Annotated in this window: 23 protein-coding genes; 16 read left to right on the forward strand and 7 right to left on the reverse strand. The window is 43.7% G+C overall.

The window, feature by feature from the left end; genetic code table 11:
• Nucleotides 1-151: 151 nt before the first annotated feature.
• Nucleotides 152-433 carry a PEP-CTERM sorting domain-containing protein gene (locus tag MICAI_RS06720; RefSeq protein ID WP_039899741.1) on the reverse strand — a complete coding sequence of 94 codons (282 nt, stop codon included), beginning with the start codon at nucleotides 431-433 and terminating at the stop codon, nucleotides 152-154.
• A gap of 288 nt (nucleotides 434-721) precedes the next feature.
• Between MICAI_RS06720 and MICAI_RS06725 the strand changes: the two genes are divergently transcribed.
• Nucleotides 722-1,159: a hypothetical protein gene (locus MICAI_RS06725; protein WP_008199511.1), complete on the forward strand. Its 438-nt coding sequence runs from the start codon at nucleotides 722-724 to the stop codon at nucleotides 1,157-1,159.
• Nucleotides 1,160-1,456: 297 nt separating this feature from the next.
• Nucleotides 1,457-1,744 (forward strand): YggT family protein, encoded by a 288-nt coding sequence (locus tag MICAI_RS06730; protein WP_002763635.1) that lies wholly within the window; start codon nucleotides 1,457-1,459, stop codon nucleotides 1,742-1,744.
• On the opposite strand, the gene MICAI_RS06735 is transcribed toward MICAI_RS06730, so the two are convergent.
• A complete protein-coding gene (locus MICAI_RS06735; RefSeq protein ID WP_008199515.1) occupies nucleotides 1,741-2,181 on the reverse strand; it encodes a hypothetical protein in 441 nt (146 codons plus the stop codon). The genes MICAI_RS06730 and MICAI_RS06735 overlap by 4 nt on opposite strands.
• 86 nt (nucleotides 2,182-2,267) lie before the next feature.
• Here MICAI_RS06735 and MICAI_RS06740 point away from each other — a divergent pair, with 86 nt between their 5' ends.
• The 7 genes from MICAI_RS06740 to MICAI_RS06770 all read left to right on the forward strand — a co-directional run bounded on the left by MICAI_RS06740 (nucleotide 2,268) and on the right by MICAI_RS06770 (nucleotide 7,467).
• Nucleotides 2,268-2,861 (forward strand): hypothetical protein, encoded by a 594-nt coding sequence (locus tag MICAI_RS06740; protein WP_008199518.1) that lies wholly within the window; start codon nucleotides 2,268-2,270, stop codon nucleotides 2,859-2,861.
• Between the two features lie 63 nt (nucleotides 2,862-2,924).
• A complete protein-coding gene (gene grxC / locus MICAI_RS06745) occupies nucleotides 2,925-3,185 on the forward strand; it encodes a glutaredoxin 3 (RefSeq protein ID WP_002763636.1) in 261 nt (86 codons plus the stop codon).
• Between the two features lie 15 nt (nucleotides 3,186-3,200).
• A complete protein-coding gene (gene gshB / locus MICAI_RS06750) occupies nucleotides 3,201-4,184 on the forward strand; it encodes a glutathione synthase (protein ID WP_008199521.1) in 984 nt (327 codons plus the stop codon).
• A 144-nt stretch (nucleotides 4,185-4,328) separates the two neighbouring features.
• Nucleotides 4,329-4,640: a DUF2499 domain-containing protein gene (locus MICAI_RS06755; protein WP_002734463.1), complete on the forward strand. Its 312-nt coding sequence runs from the start codon at nucleotides 4,329-4,331 to the stop codon at nucleotides 4,638-4,640.
• A complete protein-coding gene (locus MICAI_RS06760) occupies nucleotides 4,633-4,956 on the forward strand; it encodes a DUF3593 domain-containing protein (RefSeq protein ID WP_008199525.1) in 324 nt (107 codons plus the stop codon). The genes MICAI_RS06755 and MICAI_RS06760 overlap by 8 nt, the downstream gene beginning before the upstream one ends.
• A 474-nt stretch (nucleotides 4,957-5,430) precedes the next feature.
• Nucleotides 5,431-6,450 carry a glycosyltransferase gene (locus MICAI_RS06765; protein ID WP_008199531.1) on the forward strand — a complete coding sequence of 340 codons (1,020 nt, stop codon included), beginning with the start codon at nucleotides 5,431-5,433 and terminating at the stop codon, nucleotides 6,448-6,450.
• Between the two features lie 141 nt (nucleotides 6,451-6,591).
• On the forward strand, nucleotides 6,592-7,467 hold the full coding sequence (locus MICAI_RS06770) for a Tab2/Atab2 family RNA-binding protein (protein ID WP_008199532.1): 876 nt from the start codon (nucleotides 6,592-6,594) through the stop codon (nucleotides 7,465-7,467).
• 44 nt (nucleotides 7,468-7,511) lie between these two features.
• On the opposite strand, the gene MICAI_RS06775 is transcribed toward MICAI_RS06770, so the two are convergent.
• The gene (locus tag MICAI_RS06775) at nucleotides 7,512-8,981 is read right to left on the reverse strand and encodes a carotenoid oxygenase family protein (protein WP_008199535.1); all 1,470 of its coding nucleotides are present in this window, start codon (nucleotides 8,979-8,981) and stop codon (nucleotides 7,512-7,514) included.
• 114 nt (nucleotides 8,982-9,095) lie between these two features.
• Entirely contained in the window at nucleotides 9,096-11,267 is a 2,172-nt protein-coding gene (locus MICAI_RS06780; protein WP_008199539.1) for a glutamine synthetase III family protein, read from the reverse strand.
• A gap of 425 nt (nucleotides 11,268-11,692) precedes the next feature.
• Between MICAI_RS06780 and MICAI_RS06785 the strand changes: the two genes are divergently transcribed.
• Complete coding sequence (locus tag MICAI_RS06785) at nucleotides 11,693-12,391, forward strand: proprotein convertase P-domain-containing protein (RefSeq protein ID WP_157221734.1); 699 nt, start codon at nucleotides 11,693-11,695, stop codon at nucleotides 12,389-12,391.
• Between the two features lie 58 nt (nucleotides 12,392-12,449).
• On the opposite strand, the gene MICAI_RS06790 is transcribed toward MICAI_RS06785, so the two are convergent.
• Complete coding sequence (locus MICAI_RS06790; RefSeq protein ID WP_002763656.1) at nucleotides 12,450-12,722, reverse strand: Txe/YoeB family addiction module toxin; 273 nt, start codon at nucleotides 12,720-12,722, stop codon at nucleotides 12,450-12,452.
• Nucleotides 12,706-13,005 (reverse strand): type II toxin-antitoxin system Phd/YefM family antitoxin, encoded by a 300-nt coding sequence (locus MICAI_RS06795; protein ID WP_002763657.1) that lies wholly within the window; start codon nucleotides 13,003-13,005, stop codon nucleotides 12,706-12,708. The genes MICAI_RS06790 and MICAI_RS06795 overlap by 17 nt, the downstream gene beginning before the upstream one ends.
• 378 nt (nucleotides 13,006-13,383) lie before the next feature.
• Between MICAI_RS06795 and MICAI_RS06800 the strand changes: the two genes are divergently transcribed.
• From MICAI_RS06800 to MICAI_RS06825, 5 genes are all read left to right on the forward strand, one after another.
• Nucleotides 13,384-13,596 (forward strand): type II toxin-antitoxin system HicB family antitoxin, encoded by a 213-nt coding sequence (locus MICAI_RS06800; RefSeq protein WP_008199545.1) that lies wholly within the window; start codon nucleotides 13,384-13,386, stop codon nucleotides 13,594-13,596.
• A 131-nt stretch (nucleotides 13,597-13,727) separates the two neighbouring features.
• Nucleotides 13,728-14,000, forward strand: coding sequence for a type II toxin-antitoxin system RelB/DinJ family antitoxin (locus MICAI_RS06810; protein WP_039899745.1), 273 nt, complete (start codon nucleotides 13,728-13,730; stop codon nucleotides 13,998-14,000).
• Nucleotides 14,001-14,069: 69 nt separating this feature from the next.
• Nucleotides 14,070-14,258: a hypothetical protein gene (locus MICAI_RS06815; protein ID WP_039899746.1), complete on the forward strand. Its 189-nt coding sequence runs from the start codon at nucleotides 14,070-14,072 to the stop codon at nucleotides 14,256-14,258.
• 105 nt (nucleotides 14,259-14,363) lie between these two features.
• A complete protein-coding gene (locus MICAI_RS06820; protein ID WP_002753457.1) occupies nucleotides 14,364-14,609 on the forward strand; it encodes a type II toxin-antitoxin system HicB family antitoxin in 246 nt (81 codons plus the stop codon).
• A complete protein-coding gene (locus tag MICAI_RS06825) occupies nucleotides 14,609-14,830 on the forward strand; it encodes a type II toxin-antitoxin system HicA family toxin (RefSeq protein WP_002732388.1) in 222 nt (73 codons plus the stop codon). The genes MICAI_RS06820 and MICAI_RS06825 overlap by 1 nt, the downstream gene beginning before the upstream one ends.
• A gap of 96 nt (nucleotides 14,831-14,926) precedes the next feature.
• Here the strand turns inward: MICAI_RS06825 and MICAI_RS06830 are convergent, their stop codons facing one another.
• Nucleotides 14,927-16,363, reverse strand: a complete 1,437-nt coding sequence (locus tag MICAI_RS06830; protein ID WP_008199556.1) for a folate/biopterin family MFS transporter — start codon at nucleotides 16,361-16,363, stop codon at nucleotides 14,927-14,929.
• Nucleotides 16,364-16,842: 479 nt separating this feature from the next.
• Between MICAI_RS06830 and MICAI_RS06835 the strand changes: the two genes are divergently transcribed.
• On the forward strand, nucleotides 16,843-17,310 hold the full coding sequence (locus MICAI_RS06835) for a hypothetical protein (protein WP_157221735.1): 468 nt from the start codon (nucleotides 16,843-16,845) through the stop codon (nucleotides 17,308-17,310).
• Nucleotides 17,311-17,718: the final 408 nt, after the last annotated feature.

The following is a 17,718-nucleotide window of genomic DNA, read 5'->3' on the forward strand; positions in this document are numbered from 1 at the left end:
GGTTTTAGATGCGTTAATTACTCAGGTTAAACATATTAATCCAAGACTATATCAAGAGGTTTTATCTACCGCACAAGAATCATTTTAATTATTCAATAATTTTTGATAAAGGGAGGTCAACATCATCACTCACGTCCCCTAAAAACATTAATTAATTGTCGTTAATGTTGTCTTGATTATGCTTTTTAGACAACAACGCCTCTAATCCTAATGTTACTATTCCTAGAATTGTGAGGGGTTCAGGCACAGACTGGATAGATTTAGTGGCTACTTGTAAATTATCAATTGAAAAAATTCCATTACCGCCAACGGGAGATATCTCGAGACGAGATGCAGGAGTAGATGTGACAACACCTAAAAACTTAAAAACGTTTGGGTTAAGGCTACTAATTGTAGAGGCGAATAATCCTAAGTCCCGTTTATTTTTTTTCATTCATCAGCAGAGCTTATTAAATAAACCATGCAGAGAGAAAATATCTGGTATAATGGCACTCCTGCAAGGATTTAACTAGGAATAAGCCGATTTATGTTGCTAAGGATATATTTTGAGCAACTTTTGTCAAGTTAGCCAGATAATCAAGTTATTTTGTGATCAGTTAGGGTAGGGAGATTACTACAGCCTTGTCATCGGAGTCAGTCATGGGAATTTGGCAGCTATTGTTTTCCTAATGGCGGTTTATACTAGAAGTCAAATCCCTTCCTTTGTTTATTTGTTAAAAAAATGACACGAGATACTTTACATATAAGCACTCAGGTTTTACCCAGTAATAAGATTGAAATTGCCACCCCTGAATTAAATGTGGGTGAGGTGGTTGAAGTTTTGATACTTGCCAAAACTCCTCAAAATAATCAAGATAAAAATGAATCTGATCCCTTAATAGGTTTATTTAAAAGTTCCCCTAATTTAGCAACTCAATCTGAAGAAAGTGTCCAAGGTTATCCAGTTTATCTAGAGCAGACGGAGGGAGATTTAGCTAAGAATGGAAAAAATATTGAGCAACTTAATAATAATTCCAATATCGGTCAAACACAGTTGGGTTTTGGAGAATTTATTCAAAAATTTCGCCAAGAACATAATCTAGAACAAAATGGTATTGAATCAGAAGAACTTTTGGAGGGAGTGTGCGATTTATCATCGGGAAGCGAGGTAATTTGGTGAATTGACGTTTTTTACTCGATAGTAATATCTTATCAGAGCCTTTACGACCTCAACCGAATACAAAGGTTATGGAAAAACTACTTGAACAATCGGAGTCTCCCCAAAAGGAAAACTTCCTATCTCATCATTAAGATAACTGCTGTATTCAGTTTTCTTACCCGGTGTCCGTCAACTGGGAGGAATGCCGATAGCCGGTTAAAACCAGTAAGACAGGGCGGAGAGAGTAACTAAAGACCATTTTTTTGGTAAGATCAAAGCTAAACTAACCATCACGCCCTCTTGAGGAAAGATTTATTTATGAGCGATATAGGGTTTATTTTGACGATAATCAACAATTTCCTGCAAATTTACTCGGTAATCCTAATTGTTAGGGTTTTACTGACTTGGTTCCAAAATGCCGGTTGGGCCTATCAGATTATGTCTTTTCTCAGTCCGATTACCGATCCCTATTTAAACCTCTTTCGCTCGATTATCCCACCCCTAGGCGGGATGGACTTGTCCCCGATTCTCGCTTTCCTGCTGCTCAACGTCGTTCAGAGTGTCGTAGCCACAGGGGCCAGCAGTCTGGTCAGTAGCAGTTTCTAAATCCGCGGATCCACACTACTGGTAAAACCGGAAGCTTTGAATTTTTCCAGTCGCAAGGGGGTTGGTTGATTGGTAGAAACAGAAATTCTGATCTCGAAATCACTAATCCCCGGCGGCACTTCGGGAATTGCTCCGACTCGGCTACGATTTTGTAAAGCCGGTTCCCCGTTAGCATCGTAAATCCGACCAAAAACATCGGCATCATAGACGGTTTTTCCAGAATTATTTTTAGCCTTGCCGGTGATTAAAAAACAATTAGCCGGAAAACTGGTTCCCCCACTGGTGACACTCCCCTCGGCTAATTCGGGGGGACAGTCCTTGTAAGATACATCTAATAGTTGAATTGGGGTCAAAGCTTGAGCAGTAGGGATGATAAGCCAGCTAGACAGCCAGAAAAGAAGAGAAAGGAGCAAAACGGTGAGCGAGCGTGGTGTCATAGATGAGTGATTTTACGGTATGATTTCCCCAATACTTAGATTATCGTGGATCGTCACCCTTTGAAATCAGCTTTTTTAGGACTCTCATGGATCGAGATGAGATTGAAACCACTCTCAAAGCGGCTTTTCTCCAGTGTGAGGCTTTATCCTGTCCTCTCAATCAACAACAAAAAGAAATTTTGTTAGAGGTGTTTTTTGAGCGAAATTCCCTCGCTGATGGCAATCCCCTCGACGCATTAACATCTATGCAAAGGGAGATTTTGCTGGAATTTATCCTCAAACAAGAACGGGAAAATTTAGCTTGGAAAAGTTCCCTCCTCAATGATTGGCTTAATGATCGCCCTTCCGGTGCGGTACAATTTATCCGCGATCGGTATGGCTTGGCTTGGTTGAATAGCATAAAACCGATTCATTGGCAAGAATATTTACAAAAATTAAGGTTAACCAGAGAAAAATTACAGGTGGGAGATACGATCGAGGTGTCTAATGGATTATGGGAATGGATTCCCGCAGACGCTGCCGATAGTTGCGACTGGTTTCCCTGTGAGGTAATAGAAGTAAATGAAAGTGAGGATGACTCCCCCCCTGTTAGTTGCCGTATTCGCTTTCAAAACGGTGAAGAATGGGAAATACAAGGAATATATCAGTGGAATCGCCCTAATTGGCGTTTTCTGACCTGAAGGAAGATCACTGCTCGGTTATCGGCTAAAATTTAAGATATGTAAAGAAGGGAGATAAATTTTATGGCCGCTAATGTTGAGATCTATACTTGGAGTTCCTGTCCTTTCTGTATCCGCGCTAAAGCATTACTCAAGAAAAAAGGAGTGGAGTTTACTGAATATTGTATCGATGGTGATGAAGGAGCGCGAGCCAAAATGTCCGATCGAGCCAATGGTCGTACAAGTGTACCACAAATTTTTATAAACGATCAACACATCGGGGGCTGCGATGACATCTATGCTTTAGATAGAAGTGGTGGTTTAGCTCCCCTGTTGCAGAATTAAGGATAAAAACTATTAATGAAACTAGCCTTTATTATCGATCCGATCGAGCATCTCGATCCGGGCCATGATACCAGTGTAGCTATCATGGAAGCGTCCCAATTATTAGGCCATGAAGTCTGGATGACTTCCATCACTGATCTCAGTGCGATTGCGGGAAAAGCTTGGGCAAAACTAACTAAAATTGAACTGGTTCCCGTGGAATTAAAAGATAATCATTGGGAGGCTGTATCTCAATGGTATCAAAGACAAGAGACAGTTTTTACCTGCCTAGAAAACTTCGATTTTGTCTGGATGCGAAAAGACCCACCCGTGACAATTGCCTATCTTTATGCCACCTATTTATTAGACCTGATCGACCCCCAAAAAACCCAAGTAATTAACTCAACTAGGGGTTTACGCCATGCCAATGAAAAGTTATATACTATTCACTTTGCTCAGGTAATGCCCGCCACAATTGTTTCCCAAGATAAAGCGACAATTAGGGAATTTGTCAACCAAAAAGGGGCAGCAGTTATGAAACCTTTGGGGGGCAAAGCAGGGGAGGGAATTTTATTTCTTAGTCCCGAAGATCGCAATCTCAATTCAATGATTGAAATTAGCACAAAATGGGGACAAGAACCGGTAATGATTCAAGATTATTTACCAGCTGCCAAAGAAGGAGATAAACGCATTATTGTCCTCAATGGCGAACCCATCGGGGCAGTTAATCGCATTCCCACCGGTTCAGAATTTCGCGGTAATATGGCCGTGGGTGGACGGGTGGCAAAAACAGAAATCAGCGATCGAGAATTAGAAATCTGTGCCACTTTAGCCCCAAAATTACGAAAAGATGGCCTATATTTTGTCGGATTAGATGTGATTGGTGGCTATCTGACGGAAGTTAATGTCACCAGTCCCACTGGCATTCGCGAGATCGATCGATTAAACAATGTTAGTTTAGGTCAACAGGTAATTCAATGGCTAGAAAATTTTTCGGGAAATGGGGAGTATTTTCAGTGAACAGCAAACAGTAAACAGTAATCAGCGAAAAGACAGTAGGAAACTTCTATTTAATACTGCACACTTAAAACTCAAATCTGATAACTGATAACTGATAACTTACCCACTGATAACTGATAACTGATAACTGATAACTGTAAAAAAATGAATGCTTTATCAATACCGACGTGGATAGTTCATGTATCGAGTGTCGTAGAATGGATAGCGGCGATCTGGTTAGTCTGGACCTATGGCGACATCAGTAGCGATCGATCGTGGCGAATGTTATCTTGGGGAATGTTACCCGCTTTAATTGGGGCCATGTGTGCCTGTACATGGCATTTTTTTGATAATATCAGTGCCTTATCCTGGTTAGTCACCCTACAGGCAGCCATGACTGTCTTAGGAAATTTTACCCTCTGTGCTGCCGGTTGGTGGCTGTGGCGTTCCAGTAAAATCAGCGTTAACAATGAATAAAGAGAGTTTATTTGCCATTTCCCTGTTTCCCTATCTGGGGTTTCTTTGGTTTGTCACTCGTTCGGGAAAAATGCCCCGTTTAGCCTTAATTGGCTTTTATGTGCTGTTAATCTTCGTTTTTATCACTATTCCTGCTGGTATCTACGCCAAAATCCACTATGGTCAAGAATTAGCCAACGTCGATTGGTTACACGGCAGCGCCGAATTTTTCCTCACCCTCTCCAATATTCTCGTCGTCTTAGGTTTTCGTCAGGCAATTTTAGCGAAAAAGGAAACAGAGAAAGGGGAACAGTGGACAGTGAACAGTAAACAGTAATCAGTGAACTGACAACTCACATCTGATAACTGATAACTGATAACTGATAACTGATAACTGATAACTGATAGTGGGGGGTATTTTCAGGGAACAGTGGACAGTGAACAGTAAACAGTAATCAGTGAACTGACAACTCACATCTGATAACTGATAACTGATAACTGATAACTGATAGTGGGGGGTATTTTCAGGGAACAGTGGACAGTGAACAGTAAACAGTAATCAGTGAACTGATGACTGATAACTGATAACTGATAACTGATGACTGATAAGTAGGTAGGCACAATTATTTGTAGGATGGGTTAGCGGTAGCGTAACCCATGCGGGCGTTGGGTTTCATGCTTCAACCCAACCTACGTTCATTTTATATTTAATTCCACCCACCTACTTAACTGATGACTGATAACTGATAACTGATCACTGATCACTGAATTGTGATACAATCGCCCCAAAAGGCCCCTGCGTCAGTCAACTATGCCCCCGATTACACCGTCCATCAGTGTCAATGAACCAAACCCGCAGGCTGCTATCCAGACTTTATCGGTAGTGGTTCCCATTTATAACGAAGTGGACAGTATCCCCCATCTCGTCGAGAGTATCGCCACGATTTTGCGTTCTTATCAAATTAACTACGAGATTATCTGTGTTGACGACGGTTCTAAGGATGGTTCCACCGAGGTTTTAACTAATTTAGCCCAAAATCGCCATGATCTCAAGGCGGTAATATTGCGACGCAACTACGGACAAACCCCCGCCATGGCTGCCGGATTTAATTATGCCACGGGACAGATAATCGTTACCCTCGACGGCGATTTACAGAACGATCCCAATGATATACCCCTATTATTGGCCAAATTAGAGGAAGGTTATGACCTCGTGAGTGGCTGGCGCAAAAATCGCCAAGATGACCGGGTAAAACGGCTTTTACCCTCAAAAATAGCTAATTGGCTAATAGCAAAGGTAACAGGGGTCAAATTACACGACTACGGTTGTTCTTTGAAAGCCTATCGAGCCGAATTAGTGGCCGATATGAATCTCTACGGGGAATTACATCGCTTTTTACCCGCGTTAGCTTTTATTGAAGGGGCAAAAATAACCGAAATTCCCGTTAATCACCACGCTAGACGGTTCGGACAGAGTAAATATGGTTTAGGTCGCACAATTCGCGTGATTATGGACTTATTTACTGTCTTTTTTATGAAAAAGTTCCTCACCCGTCCGATGCACATTTTTGGACTCTACGGACTGTTATCCATGGTGGTGGGGATTATTTTAGGCACTTATCTGACTATTCTCAAACTCGGTTTCGGACAAGACATCGGCGATCGACCTTTGTTAATCCTAGCTGTGTTATTCTTTTTAACTGGGGTACAATTACTCTGTTTTGGTCTTTTGGCAGAAATTTTGATGCGAACTTACCATGAATCCCAAAAACGTCCTATCTACCGCGTTCGTACTGTTGTCGGGGATAGGGGATTTTTCAGTGAGCAGTAAACAGTAAACAGTGAGCAGTAATCAGTGAAAAGACAGTAGGAAGCTGCTATTTAATACTGCCCACTTAATACATACTGCACACTTAAAACTCAAATCTGATAACTGATAACTGATAACTGATAACTGATAACTGAAAAAAATATGACTATTTGGGAACTTGATTTTTATTCGCGGCCGGTGCTGGATGAAAATAATAAAAAAAGATGGGAATTATTAATCTGTGAAACTCCAGCAACAATCGATCGCTCCTCCGATACACTATTTAAATATGCCAGTTATTGTCCTAATACGATGGTTAATTCCCAATGGTTAGGAGAGGCAATTACTGCAGCTATCAAGGAAGCGGGGGTAACTCCCAAAAAAATTCGCTTTTTCCGTCGTCAGATGAATAACATGATTAGCAAAGCTTGCGAAGATATCGGTATTCCCGCTTCCCCTAGTCGTCGCACTCATGCTCTCACTAGATGGATAGAAGAAAGAATGGTTAATTTCTACCCCCAAGAAGTTGGTTATGATCAAAATTTAACTAAAACCGCTTCCGTTAATTATCCCCCTTTAAATGCTGTTCCCCTTCCCGATGCTGTCCGGGGAGATAAGGCAGATAAATGGGCCTTTGTCACGCTAGAATTGTCTTCTTTTAATGATTTAAAAGATTGGGATATTAGCTTCGGAGAAAATTTGCCTATACTGGGAATGGGATTAGATGAGAATCTAAAAATACCCGGTTTAGTTATTTTTTCCCCCCGCGCTTTACCCCTAGCTGGTTGGATGTCAGGGTTAGAAATGGCCTATTTAAAGTTAGAAGCTGGTTCTCGTCCTCTGCTACGTTTAGAAACGGGTGCTAGTGATAGCTGGATTCTCGTCAACGTCACTAATGCCGAGACTTTAAACGAAGCTAAAAACTTTGAAGAAGCTAAACAAAAAGCCAATAATCTGCATTTTTTAGCCGTTCAATCTAACCCTGAATCGGAATCCTTCGCTGGTTTTTGGCTACTACAAGAAGGCTCTCAAGAGTAAAGTTTAGTCAGGGTGGTTTTTCAATCCACCCCTAGACAATTAACTTAAAAACATTGTCTAGTCCAACTACCGTGTAACCCGTAGGGAATATGATGTTTAAGATGGATAACTGCTAGGGAATTAGTGATATCTTTAGCATCTAAGATTACCATATTCGATCGATGATTGGCCGCATCGTAAGTAACTACCAATAACCAACCATCATCTTCAGCGATTCCATCGGGTTTAGGCACAAAAACTGGCTCACCCGCAAATCCCCGGGGAGCAAAAGAATGTAATTGTTTTGCTCCCGTTAATAGGTCCAGTTTTAAGATTGCTTGCAAAGGAGCATTACCAGTGGCATGATGAGCGGCAGCGATGTATAAATAACGGTAATCTCGACCAACTTTTGCCGGATTGATGCTGGGAAATTCACAACAATGCTCTAGAATACATTCTCTTGTAACGGTATTTTCTGATAAATTTAGTGTAAATCGCCACAGATGTCCGGGAGCTAAACTATCAAAATCTACCGATTGAAAACTGCTATTTGAATCCAGTTGTGGTAAGGATTGATAACAAATAGAATCAATATAAATTTTCTCCCCTTGTTCAAAAGCATTGCTATGGTGGAAGACAAAACCCGATGGAGTTTCTAAAACTTTCACTTCTCCTTTGTTATGATCCCGGGGGATAATAATAATCCTAGTTAACTTGTCCGGTTGATTGATGAGGCATTCTCCCGCACCTTTTAACCCAAAAAGAAAGGGAAAAGGATTATAACCAACCGGGTTTTGGAAAAAGATAGCGTAGTGGGGAGTAATAACAAAATCGTGGATAAAACAGAAGCCCGGTACACTGTGGGTATGACGACGTAATAACTTACCCGTGGGACTAATTTCGTAGAGAGTAATAGCACTCGACAAACCCGTTTTAATGGCAAAATTTACCAGACAAGGTTGATAATTATCGAAGATACAAGCGGGATCGATGCGAGGATGAGCGGCAAAAGCATCGCCTTTTTCCAAGATACCATCGAGATAGTCTAAACCAATAGTATCAAGGGTTTTAGCATCGAGGCGATGGGGTTCGGCCGCTTCCCAAAGTGCCAGTAATTTATCACCCCAGTAGATAACATTAGTATTAGCAATATTTTTCAGACGCAAATCAAAAGCATTGCCGAAAATTCCCCCCGGTTTTTTCGTGCCGAAAACACCGCGATAAAGGGGTTTTCCCGCTTCCTTTTCCTTGAGATAACCCTCGGTTTTCACAAAACGATTACGATAATGTACGCGCCCATGGTTGAAGCTAATCGCGCTGATCATACCATCCCCATCGAAGGGATGAGCGATCGCAGTGCCAGCGATATCGAGTAAACCGGGGCCGTTTTTAAAGACTGTACCCTGTAAATCGGGGGGAATTTGCCCCTCGATGTCCTCTACCTCGTAATCGTACTCGTTAGGTTGGGATTGATAGCCTTTTTGCCAATCCTGACGATTATAGGATTTTTCGCCAATTGTCGGAGTTAGTACCATAGTAGTTTTAGGTTTATATTTACTTTTCTTAACATAACTTAAAACTACCAGAGCTAAAAAGAAGGGGGTGGCCAATCATTTTTTCAGCTTATTCACCCCCTCCTTGCCGTCGTGTTATTTAACAAACAACATTTCTTGATAGGTAGGTAGCGGCCAGAAATTGTCGGCCACTTCTCCTTCCAGCGTGTCAGCATATTCGCGCACCTTATCCATCAAGGGACGGATCGTTTGAGCGGAATACTGCATATGTTCCTCGATCGAGTCAAAATCGTGTTTAGCAATGGCCTCACTCAGTTTACCAACGCTATCCATCATTAACTTAATCAGATTCGAGACGGTTTGGGCGTTTTCCTTATTGATCTCGATGCCGATCGCCGCAGCATTAGCGATCGCCAAAGACAATTCCGACAAGTAGCGAACAGCAGCGGGATAAATAATCGTTTTAGCCATACTTACCACCAGTTTCGCCTCCACTTCGATGGCCAGTAAATACTGTTCCGCATAGACATCGAAACGACTTTCCAGTTCAACGGGGGTAAACACACCCATGCGGGTAAACAGTTCTTCAATATAATCAGCTTTCAGCACGGGTAAAGCATCGGCAGTGGTGCGGAGATTAGCCAAACCGCGCTCTTCTACCGCCATTTTGTGCCATTCCGGGGAATATCCGTTACCTCCGAAGATCACATTTCTGTGCTTGTCCATGATCTCCTTGAGAACACCCTCGGCGGCAGTATTGAGGTCTTCCCCGGCTTTCATCCGGCTTTCTAAGTTATCCGCCACCCAAGTCAGGGAATCGGCTAGAATCGTGTTCATCGCCACCAGCGGCCCGGAAACTGACTGATTAGAACCCACAGCGCGGAATTCAAAGCGATTGCCCGTAAAAGCAAAAGGAGAGGTACGATTGCGATCGCCAGGATCCTTGGGGAATACCGGCAGGGTATCGACACCCAGATCCATCAACCCCGGGGCATCAGAACCCTCAATTCGGCCTTGGCTAATTTGGTCGAATACCTTTTCTAACTGGCTGCCCAAATATACCGAAATAATGGCGGGAGGAGCTTCATTTGCCCCCAAACGGTGATCATTGCTGGCGGTAGCCACCACTGCGCGTAAAAGCGCCCCGTACTTGTGAACGCCACGAATCACCGCCCCACAGAATAACAAAAACTGCATATTAGCGTGGGGAGTATCGCCCGGATCCAACAGATTGCCCTGGGTGGCGTTGCCGACGGACCAGTTAACGTGTTTTCCCGAACCATTAATTCCGGCAAAGGGTTTTTCATGCAGTAGGCAGACAAAACCGTGTTTTTTAGCCGTACTTTTCAGCAAAGTCATAATTAACTGCTGATGGTCACTGGCCACGTTGGCAGCCTCGAAAAAGGGGGCAATCTCGAACTGTCCGGGAGCGACTTCGTTATGGCGGGTTTTGGCCGGAATGCCGAGGCGATACATTCTTTCCTCCACTTCCTGCATAAAAACCTGAACCCGTTCGGGAATCGCGCCAAAATAATGATCGTCGAACTGTTGACCCTTAGCGGCGGGTTTACCAAATAGGGTGCGACCGGTGAGCAGTAAATCGGGGCGACTATGGGCAAAATGAGCATCTACGAGGAAATATTCCTGTTCAGCACCGCAGCTGGAGTTAACGGGGGCGACTTCCGTATGTCCTAAGAGCTTCAGCACCCTGGTGGCGGCTTTACTCATCGATGAAATCGAGCGTAAAAGCGGCGTTTTTTTGTCGAGGGCCTCTCCTGTCCAAGAGATGAAAACCGTGGGAATACACAGGGTGACACCATTATCCGTCTCCATGACGTAGGCGGGACTGGTGACATCCCAAGCGGTGTAACCCCGCGCTTCAAAGGTGGAGCGAAGTCCGCCGTTAGGAAAGGAGGATCCGTCCGGTTCCCCCTGTACTAAGACTTTGCCCGTAAATTCTGTGATCACCGAGCCGTCGCTCTGCACGGAGATAAAACCATCGTGTTTTTCGGCGGTGGCGTTGGTCATCGGATAGAAGACGTGGGCATAGTACAGCGCCCCTTTGGACGTGGCCCAATCCTTCATCGCAGCCGCCACCGCACTGGCGATGGAAACGTCTAATTTTCCCCCGGTTAAAATCGTGTTTTTGACCGACTTGAATACATCTTTGGGAAGACTGGCCTGCATTTTGCTCAGGGTAAAGACATCGGTTGCCCAGAGGGCCTCTAAACGCTGAGGAATTTTGCTAGGTAGGGGTTTACGGTCTGTGACTTGAGAGATAGCTTGAACACGGGTTCCATAACTCATAAGTATTTTTCCTATTTTGTTGTGTCGTGGATAAGGGGTTACTTTACTTAGGCGATGACAAGTTTCCTACTAACTTTGATGTTGAAGTCCGGTCAGAGGCTATTCTCCGCTTAATAATTTTGATCCCACGGCACAAGCTTCTCTGCGGTTTTTATCTGCTTGCGCCGGCCTCTTTCCCGATCAATTAGCAACACCAGCCTTAATCTTAAGAACAGATGATCGAGAGATTTGTATCAAACATTACAAATATCCTAAACCCGATCTTCCCCAAGCGATCGCACTGAGAAAACGGGTTTCTTTGAGAAACCTGTTTTCTGGAGTATAGATAAAACTCTATACATCTATGCAATCGATAAAAAAGTGATATTTGACAAAATCGGGGGGGGGGGGGTATGATTTTTGGTGGAATTTACCCAAAATTGCTCATGAATACTACAACTAACTTCAAATCTCTGTCTGGTGTCGGTGTTGTCCTCGCCGGCACAGTTAGCGCCATCGCTGGAATGACTGTCCTCCCCGCCAGCGCCGTCACCTTTACTGGAACTGGTACTGGTTTCAACATCCCCGACAACAACGCCACAGGTGCTTCCAGCACTATTACCGTTCCCACCGGTTCCAACTTCCTGATCACCAACATCACCGTCACCCTCAATAACCTAACCCACACCTTCGTCGGTGATTTGATCGCCAATCTCACCTACGTCCCAACCAACACGACAGTCACTCTGTTCAACCGGATTGGTCTGGTTAGCAGTGGGCAGGGTGACTCCAGCAACTTCAACGGCAACTACAGCTTCAATGATGCCTTTACCGGCAACATCTGGTCCGTAGCGGCTTCCGGAGATGCTAGCTTTAACATCCCCAGCGGCAACTACTTCCCCACCGGTGCGGATAGTGGCACCCTTGTTCCCATACTCACTTCCTTGGGTGGATCCCAGACCGCTGGCGACTGGCGGCTGAGGATTTCAGATCTTTCGGGTGGTGATGCTGGCAGTCTTGGCAGTTGGACGCTGAATTTGGAGGGGACTCCCATTGCTCCCGTTTCTGTTCCCGAATCAAATTCTGTCTTAGGTTTGCTGGCCCTAGGCTTACTGGGAACGGCAGCGGCATTTAAGCGCCATTAGGGCAGCCATAGAAAACGGGTTTCTCAAAGAAACCCGTTTTCTGGAATACATAAGCTGTTTAAGTATAGTGATATCGTGCTGCTAAAAACTCAATGCGGTCATCTTTGACTCGATAGACTAGACGGTGTTCTGTGGTAATTCGGCGTGACCAAGTATTAGCTTCAAGATACTTTATGGGTTCTGGTTTGCCTATTCCAGTAAAGGGATCGGCGGTGACAGATTCTACGAGATCGAGTAGGCGAAAGGCGATTTTTTTATCTGTTTTGTACCACCATCTTAAATCTTCTCGAAATTGACTGTCAAAGACAATTGCCCTACTCTTGGCGTTCAATTCCTAACTCCTGACAAAGTTCTGTAACTGTCTGTCCCGGTATTGTTTGAACGTCCCTCTCCATTGAACGTTCCAGTGCTGCCAATAACTTTCGAGCATTCGCAGGCGATCGCAAAAGATAAACGGTTTCTAATAAGCCAGTTAATTCCTCTGCGCTCAATAGTGCCATATCTTTATGACCAGGGCGCGTAATAATCGCCATACTATTCTCGCTTTCCAATCGATCCAGAAGGCTCGCTAAATTTTCTTGAGCTTGAGTGTAGGTAGTTTGGATAGAAAACATAAGGCGAGGGCAACGAGTTGATTCGATTTTAGCTTATTTCATCAACTGAGAAAACGGGTTTTTTAAAGAAACCCGTTTTCTGGACTTAGGGCGATCGATCTTCACTCCTACCTCATCCCAGAATAATTGACGAAAAACATCGATAAAACCCTATATAATCGCTTAAAACAGCGATACTTGACAAAATCGGGGGGGGATAGGCTTTTGGATAGAATTTACCAAAAGACAGGACTTGGTTCCCTAATCCGTGCCATAGAAAACGGGTTTCTTTGAGAAACCCCTTTTCTGGAATAAGCCGCGATCGCTAGGAGTTGCTAACTCGCGCTAGACTGGATTCAAATAATTAACTTCCAATCAATTCAAAGCAAGGACAAACCCATGAAATATCGCGTCTTAATTGAGCAAGATGAAGATGGCATTTATGTGGCTGAAGTTCCCTCCCTACCCGGCTGTATTTCTCAAGGCAATACGCGGTTCGAGTTACTCGCCAACATTCAGGAAGCAATTGCTTTATATCTAGAAAGCCTAGAAGCGCACAATGAACCGATTCCACCACCAATTTCTGAGGAACTGGTAGAGGTTAAATTATGAGTGAACTCCCTCCTATCGCTGGTCGCCAAGTCGTTAAAGCACTGGGCAAGATTGGCTACGAATTAGATCGGCAGCGAGGAAGTCATAAATCGCCAATTCAAAAATATACTATTAAACAATGTAAACGCTATATGAGTCAATCTGCTACTGCAATCAATACTAAACTAATTGATTCCCTTGCTCAAATTATCCTTTCCTTAACTGACGAAGAACAACAGCTTCTCCTACAAAAAATTCAGCATCCAGCCTTATCTGATGTCAATTGTCATCAAGGTTTTCCCTTTGATGTTCAAATTCCTAATACAGAAACGCTCGCCGCCATTGAAGAAGTAGAAAAACATCCTGAGCGTCTTAAGCGTTATACTAGCGTTGGGCAGATGTTCGAGGATTGGAACAGTGATTAAGACAACCCAAGTGCGGATTCCTGCCTTGATGCGTAGTGTCGAAGAAATTAAACTTGAATGGAGTTAAATATGGATTTTGTTCCTCAGCTTCCCCGGGATTCTGATCAACTTAAGCAAACTTTGGCAAAAGCACACCGCAATTGTCAAGAGATGGAATTAGTTCGATTACAATTAGAAGAAGCGATTAGTCGCTTAGAAGCGGAAAATCGTCAAAGACGAAGACAGCAGTTAGAAAACCTAGAAAACGGGTTTCTTTGAGAAACCCGTTTTCTGGAGAAACAGGGCAAAATTATCGCCAAGTTCAAAACAACTGATCATCAAATCGACAATCTTCGAGACAATAACTGAGCTTTATTCCTGTCAATGATGCTAACAAAATATCTAAAACAAGCAATGGAACTGGCAACTTATGAAGTTCTAGAAGACGGTACTTTTTATGGAGAAATTCCGGGATTTGAGGGAGTATATGCTAATGAAACAACCCTCGAAGCTACTAAGGAACAGTTACAGGAAGTTTTGGAAGGCTGGGTTATTTTAGGACTACGCTTACAGCATCAGTTACCGATTGTTGACGGTATCAATCTAACCCCTCAACAAAAAATCGCCTGATGCCACCTTTTGCCCCCATCAAAAGGAAAGAGTTAATTCGCCAGTTGAGAAAGCTGGGATTTTCTGGTCCTCTGGTAGGAGGAAATCATCAATATATGGTGCAGGGAAAGTTAAAAATCTGGATTCCTAATCCACACCAAGGAGATATCAGTAAAAGCTTGCTGGCTAAAATTTTACAACAAGCAAATATTAGTAGAGAAGAATGGGAAAAATTACGTTAAACAATTCTGTCTTGGAAAAGTTAAAAACTGTTATCAATTAAGCAAGATGAATGCCATAGAAAAGGGGTTTCTTTGAGAAACCCCTTTTCTGGACTGTCAATCTCTTGTGTCGATTAATTCGGGGACAAGTTCAGGTATAAAACCGGGTTCAGCTAAAGAACCAGTAACATGATGTTCAAAGACTTCTGCGGGGGGAAAAGTTTTCTTGACTTCCTGAGATTGCGGATCCGTAGAAGGTAGCCATTTAATTAGGGGTAAAGGTAGGAGAGTAGAGAGATTAGTAATCACCACCAATAACCAAAGGTTATCAAAATTAGTTTCGGTGACTCCCAACCAATGGGTTAATAAAGCGCCGATTTCTTGGGAAACTAATCCTGACATATTCCAGATAGACATTAATAAAGCGAATAGAGATGCTTCAATGCCCACGGGACAAAGACGGGCCGATAAGATTAAGACGGGTAAAAAGGCAATTTGTCCCATGACGGTGAGGATGAGACTATCCCCCAAACTAAACCAATGATCGTCAATACCGAGCGCTCGATTAGCATGGGTAACTAAGAGTAGGGTAGTCATGCCTAAAAGCGCGGAAATCACCGTACTCCAACCCAAAATTAGACGGAAGGAAATCGCTTTTAAAAACCTTTGATATACCCAGATACCCAGGATCGAGGCTAAACTGGTGACTAAGCGCACTCGTCCTAAAAATTCTGGTTCAAATCCTAACTCGTTGGTGGTGAAGTAAAAAAAGGCAGAATCGGCGCTAGGAGTAGCCTGCCAGAGAAAAATAAAGGCAGTGGGTAATAAAATTGATTTTTGTCTAATTGCTGACCATAATTGCCCGATTTGCTCCTTGACTTTCGGCTTAGATCGTGCATCGTTATTATTCTTGATTTTTTCCTCTGTAATTAAAAACGCCATGGCTGAGGCAATCAGGGGAAAAATAGCCGTGAGAGCGAAGACAGGACGAGTACCGAGGTGTGCGAGTAACCAACCCCCGAGATAAGCCGTAATTAAGCCGCCTAGGGCCGATATTCCCCAAGTTAAGGACTGTAGAGAACCAGATTGAGTGAAGGACTCTCTGCGGGCCCTTTCTACTACCAAAGAATCGACGATGACATCACTAATGGTGACAGAAAGGGAACCAAGCAGGATCGCCGCCGTCGCTTGCCAAGCATTCTCCACCACAGTGGCGAGGGCCAACCAAGCTAAAACACCGAGAATTCCCGATAAAATGAGGTAAGGCCGACGACGATAGCCGAAAATAGGCAAACCATCCGAAAGAAAGCCAAAAGCTGGTTTAATCACCCAAGGAATCGCCGCCACTCCGATTAATGCCCCCATCTGGGAGGGACTCAAGGCCAAATCGTCTTTTAAAAAGAAGCTAACCGCTAATCGGGAGAGTCCGAGAATGCCCTGCACGAAATAAACCCCTAAAATGCCAATTAATTCGGGATTAGGGTCATTTCCAAACAAGATAGTCTCTTTAAGGAATTTTTTCCCGCGATCGATGCCAAGGTGATTAATGAGCATGAAGTTTCATAAATATTTGTTACTGTCTCTATAATAATGATTGATCGCTCGATCGGTGCGTTAGCTGTTAGGGTTTAACTGTTGAGCTTTAGGTTTTGGCGGTTGGGTATTGGGTTTTAGGGTTTTAGTTGAATTTCCCCATAAAAGGCTTATTGTCGTGTTATGGGGAAAGTTTTTTGCGATCGCTCTATTTGAGAGTAATATACAGAAAGATTTTTAAAAAAATGTGTATTTGGGGTGATATGGGGAAAGTTTCGGTCTAATATCTAGCTGGGCGGCTATCCTGCCAGTTAAGAAATAGAGCTTGTAACAGATTCGATTTTGCTGATAGACTTCGCCTCCCTCGTAGTTCCCTCAACCTGGTTTTAATTGGTTTGAGAATACTTCTCGTGCCACCCTCTGAGGACTGTCGTGACAGTGGTGCGACGGCAGATTTCAATCCTCACCTCCTGCACCAACAACAGTTTCAGGATAAAATGATGAAAAGACGATTCAGAGGCCTACTGGTCTGTTCCTGCCTTTCCGTCGCAACGGTGTTAGCTGCTTCTGGCCTGGCTCCGGCCCAAACTTCAAGCCAAACTCAATACGTTGTGCAGGTGCGCCGCCAGCTTAATGGCGCCCGAGACCTTCTGGGAGCTAGGGGGTTTGAAAAGACCCATGACTATAAAATCGCCACCTTGGCGAATGGCGGCGCACAGTCTTCTACTTTAGACCTTCAAGAGGGAATGCAATACGTCATCATCGGCGTTTGTGACAAAGACTGCTCTGACCTTGATATTAAGCTCTATGATGAAAATGATCGGGTAATAGCTACGGATACCTCGGCTGATGATAAGCCTTTAGTAACAGTCACCCCCAGATGGACGGGCGAGTTCCGTATCCTAGTAAGTATGTATAAATGCGGAAACAGTCCCTGTTATTACGGGATTGGAGTATTTGGAAATTAGCCGTAGTGCGATCGCATCGCTGCGTAGGTTGGGTTGAGCGCAACAATACCGGGTCGAAAATAGCTCAAGTCCCTTGTTTAAGCGAAACCCAACCACCCTAAAGGTTACTCTTGGTCGGCTTTCCTGGCGTCAACCCAACCGACAATAATTGCTGCTCTCTATTGGCAGGAAACCTGGCTCGATGGGAAGCGCGTGCGCTCGTTGTTGATGTCCAAGTCAGTTCATTCCCCACCCTTGATCTTGCCTTCGCTTGCACTCAAGCACCCAATGTGCCTTTAATCTTAGGGCAAGCCAATTTCTTCAACGGTCAATAATGAGGTACAGCGATCACCGATATATTAGGATGCGAAGCATAAAATGTAACGCGTTATCTTTTTACCGCTTGTCCTTTTGCATCCCATAGGATAT

The sequence above is a fragment of the Microcystis sp. T1-4 genome (genome assembly GCF_000297435.1).
In the GTDB taxonomy this organism is placed as follows: Bacteria; Cyanobacteriota; Cyanobacteriia; order Cyanobacteriales; family Microcystaceae; genus Microcystis.

What these genes read in the sequence shown, in the direction of transcription:
- MICAI_RS06760 (WP_008199525.1), top strand. Translation starts at nt 4,633, where the DNA reads ATGAATAAAGAGAGTTTATTTGCCATTTCCCTGTTTCCCTATCTGGGG.
- MICAI_RS06735 (WP_008199515.1), bottom strand. Translation starts at nt 2,181, where the DNA reads ATGACACCACGCTCGCTCACCGTTTTGCTCCTTTCTCTTCTTTTCTGG.
- MICAI_RS06730 (WP_002763635.1), top strand. Translation starts at nt 1,457, where the DNA reads ATGAGCGATATAGGGTTTATTTTGACGATAATCAACAATTTCCTGCAA.
- MICAI_RS06780 (WP_008199539.1), bottom strand. Translation starts at nt 11,267, where the DNA reads ATGAGTTATGGAACCCGTGTTCAAGCTATCTCTCAAGTCACAGACCGT.
- MICAI_RS06835 (WP_157221735.1), top strand. Translation starts at nt 16,843, where the DNA reads ATGAAAAGACGATTCAGAGGCCTACTGGTCTGTTCCTGCCTTTCCGTC.
- MICAI_RS06815 (WP_039899746.1), top strand. Translation starts at nt 14,070, where the DNA reads ATGGATTTTGTTCCTCAGCTTCCCCGGGATTCTGATCAACTTAAGCAA.
- MICAI_RS06765 (WP_008199531.1), top strand. Translation starts at nt 5,431, where the DNA reads ATGCCCCCGATTACACCGTCCATCAGTGTCAATGAACCAAACCCGCAG.
- MICAI_RS06795 (WP_002763657.1), bottom strand. Translation starts at nt 13,005, where the DNA reads ATGTTTTCTATCCAAACTACCTACACTCAAGCTCAAGAAAATTTAGCG.
- MICAI_RS06720 (WP_039899741.1), bottom strand. Translation starts at nt 433, where the DNA reads ATGAAAAAAAATAAACGGGACTTAGGATTATTCGCCTCTACAATTAGT.
- MICAI_RS06810 (WP_039899745.1), top strand. Translation starts at nt 13,728, where the DNA reads ATGAGTCAATCTGCTACTGCAATCAATACTAAACTAATTGATTCCCTT.
- MICAI_RS06740 (WP_008199518.1), top strand. Translation starts at nt 2,268, where the DNA reads ATGGATCGAGATGAGATTGAAACCACTCTCAAAGCGGCTTTTCTCCAG.
- MICAI_RS06820 (WP_002753457.1), top strand. Translation starts at nt 14,364, where the DNA reads ATGATGCTAACAAAATATCTAAAACAAGCAATGGAACTGGCAACTTAT.
- MICAI_RS06725 (WP_008199511.1), top strand. Translation starts at nt 722, where the DNA reads ATGACACGAGATACTTTACATATAAGCACTCAGGTTTTACCCAGTAAT.
- MICAI_RS06825 (WP_002732388.1), top strand. Translation starts at nt 14,609, where the DNA reads ATGCCACCTTTTGCCCCCATCAAAAGGAAAGAGTTAATTCGCCAGTTG.
- gshB (WP_008199521.1), top strand. Translation starts at nt 3,201, where the DNA reads ATGAAACTAGCCTTTATTATCGATCCGATCGAGCATCTCGATCCGGGC.
- MICAI_RS06830 (WP_008199556.1), bottom strand. Translation starts at nt 16,363, where the DNA reads ATGCTCATTAATCACCTTGGCATCGATCGCGGGAAAAAATTCCTTAAA.
- MICAI_RS06775 (WP_008199535.1), bottom strand. Translation starts at nt 8,981, where the DNA reads ATGGTACTAACTCCGACAATTGGCGAAAAATCCTATAATCGTCAGGAT.
- MICAI_RS06755 (WP_002734463.1), top strand. Translation starts at nt 4,329, where the DNA reads ATGAATGCTTTATCAATACCGACGTGGATAGTTCATGTATCGAGTGTC.
- MICAI_RS06800 (WP_008199545.1), top strand. Translation starts at nt 13,384, where the DNA reads ATGAAATATCGCGTCTTAATTGAGCAAGATGAAGATGGCATTTATGTG.
- MICAI_RS06770 (WP_008199532.1), top strand. Translation starts at nt 6,592, where the DNA reads ATGACTATTTGGGAACTTGATTTTTATTCGCGGCCGGTGCTGGATGAA.
- grxC (WP_002763636.1), top strand. Translation starts at nt 2,925, where the DNA reads ATGGCCGCTAATGTTGAGATCTATACTTGGAGTTCCTGTCCTTTCTGT.
- MICAI_RS06785 (WP_157221734.1), top strand. Translation starts at nt 11,693, where the DNA reads ATGAATACTACAACTAACTTCAAATCTCTGTCTGGTGTCGGTGTTGTC.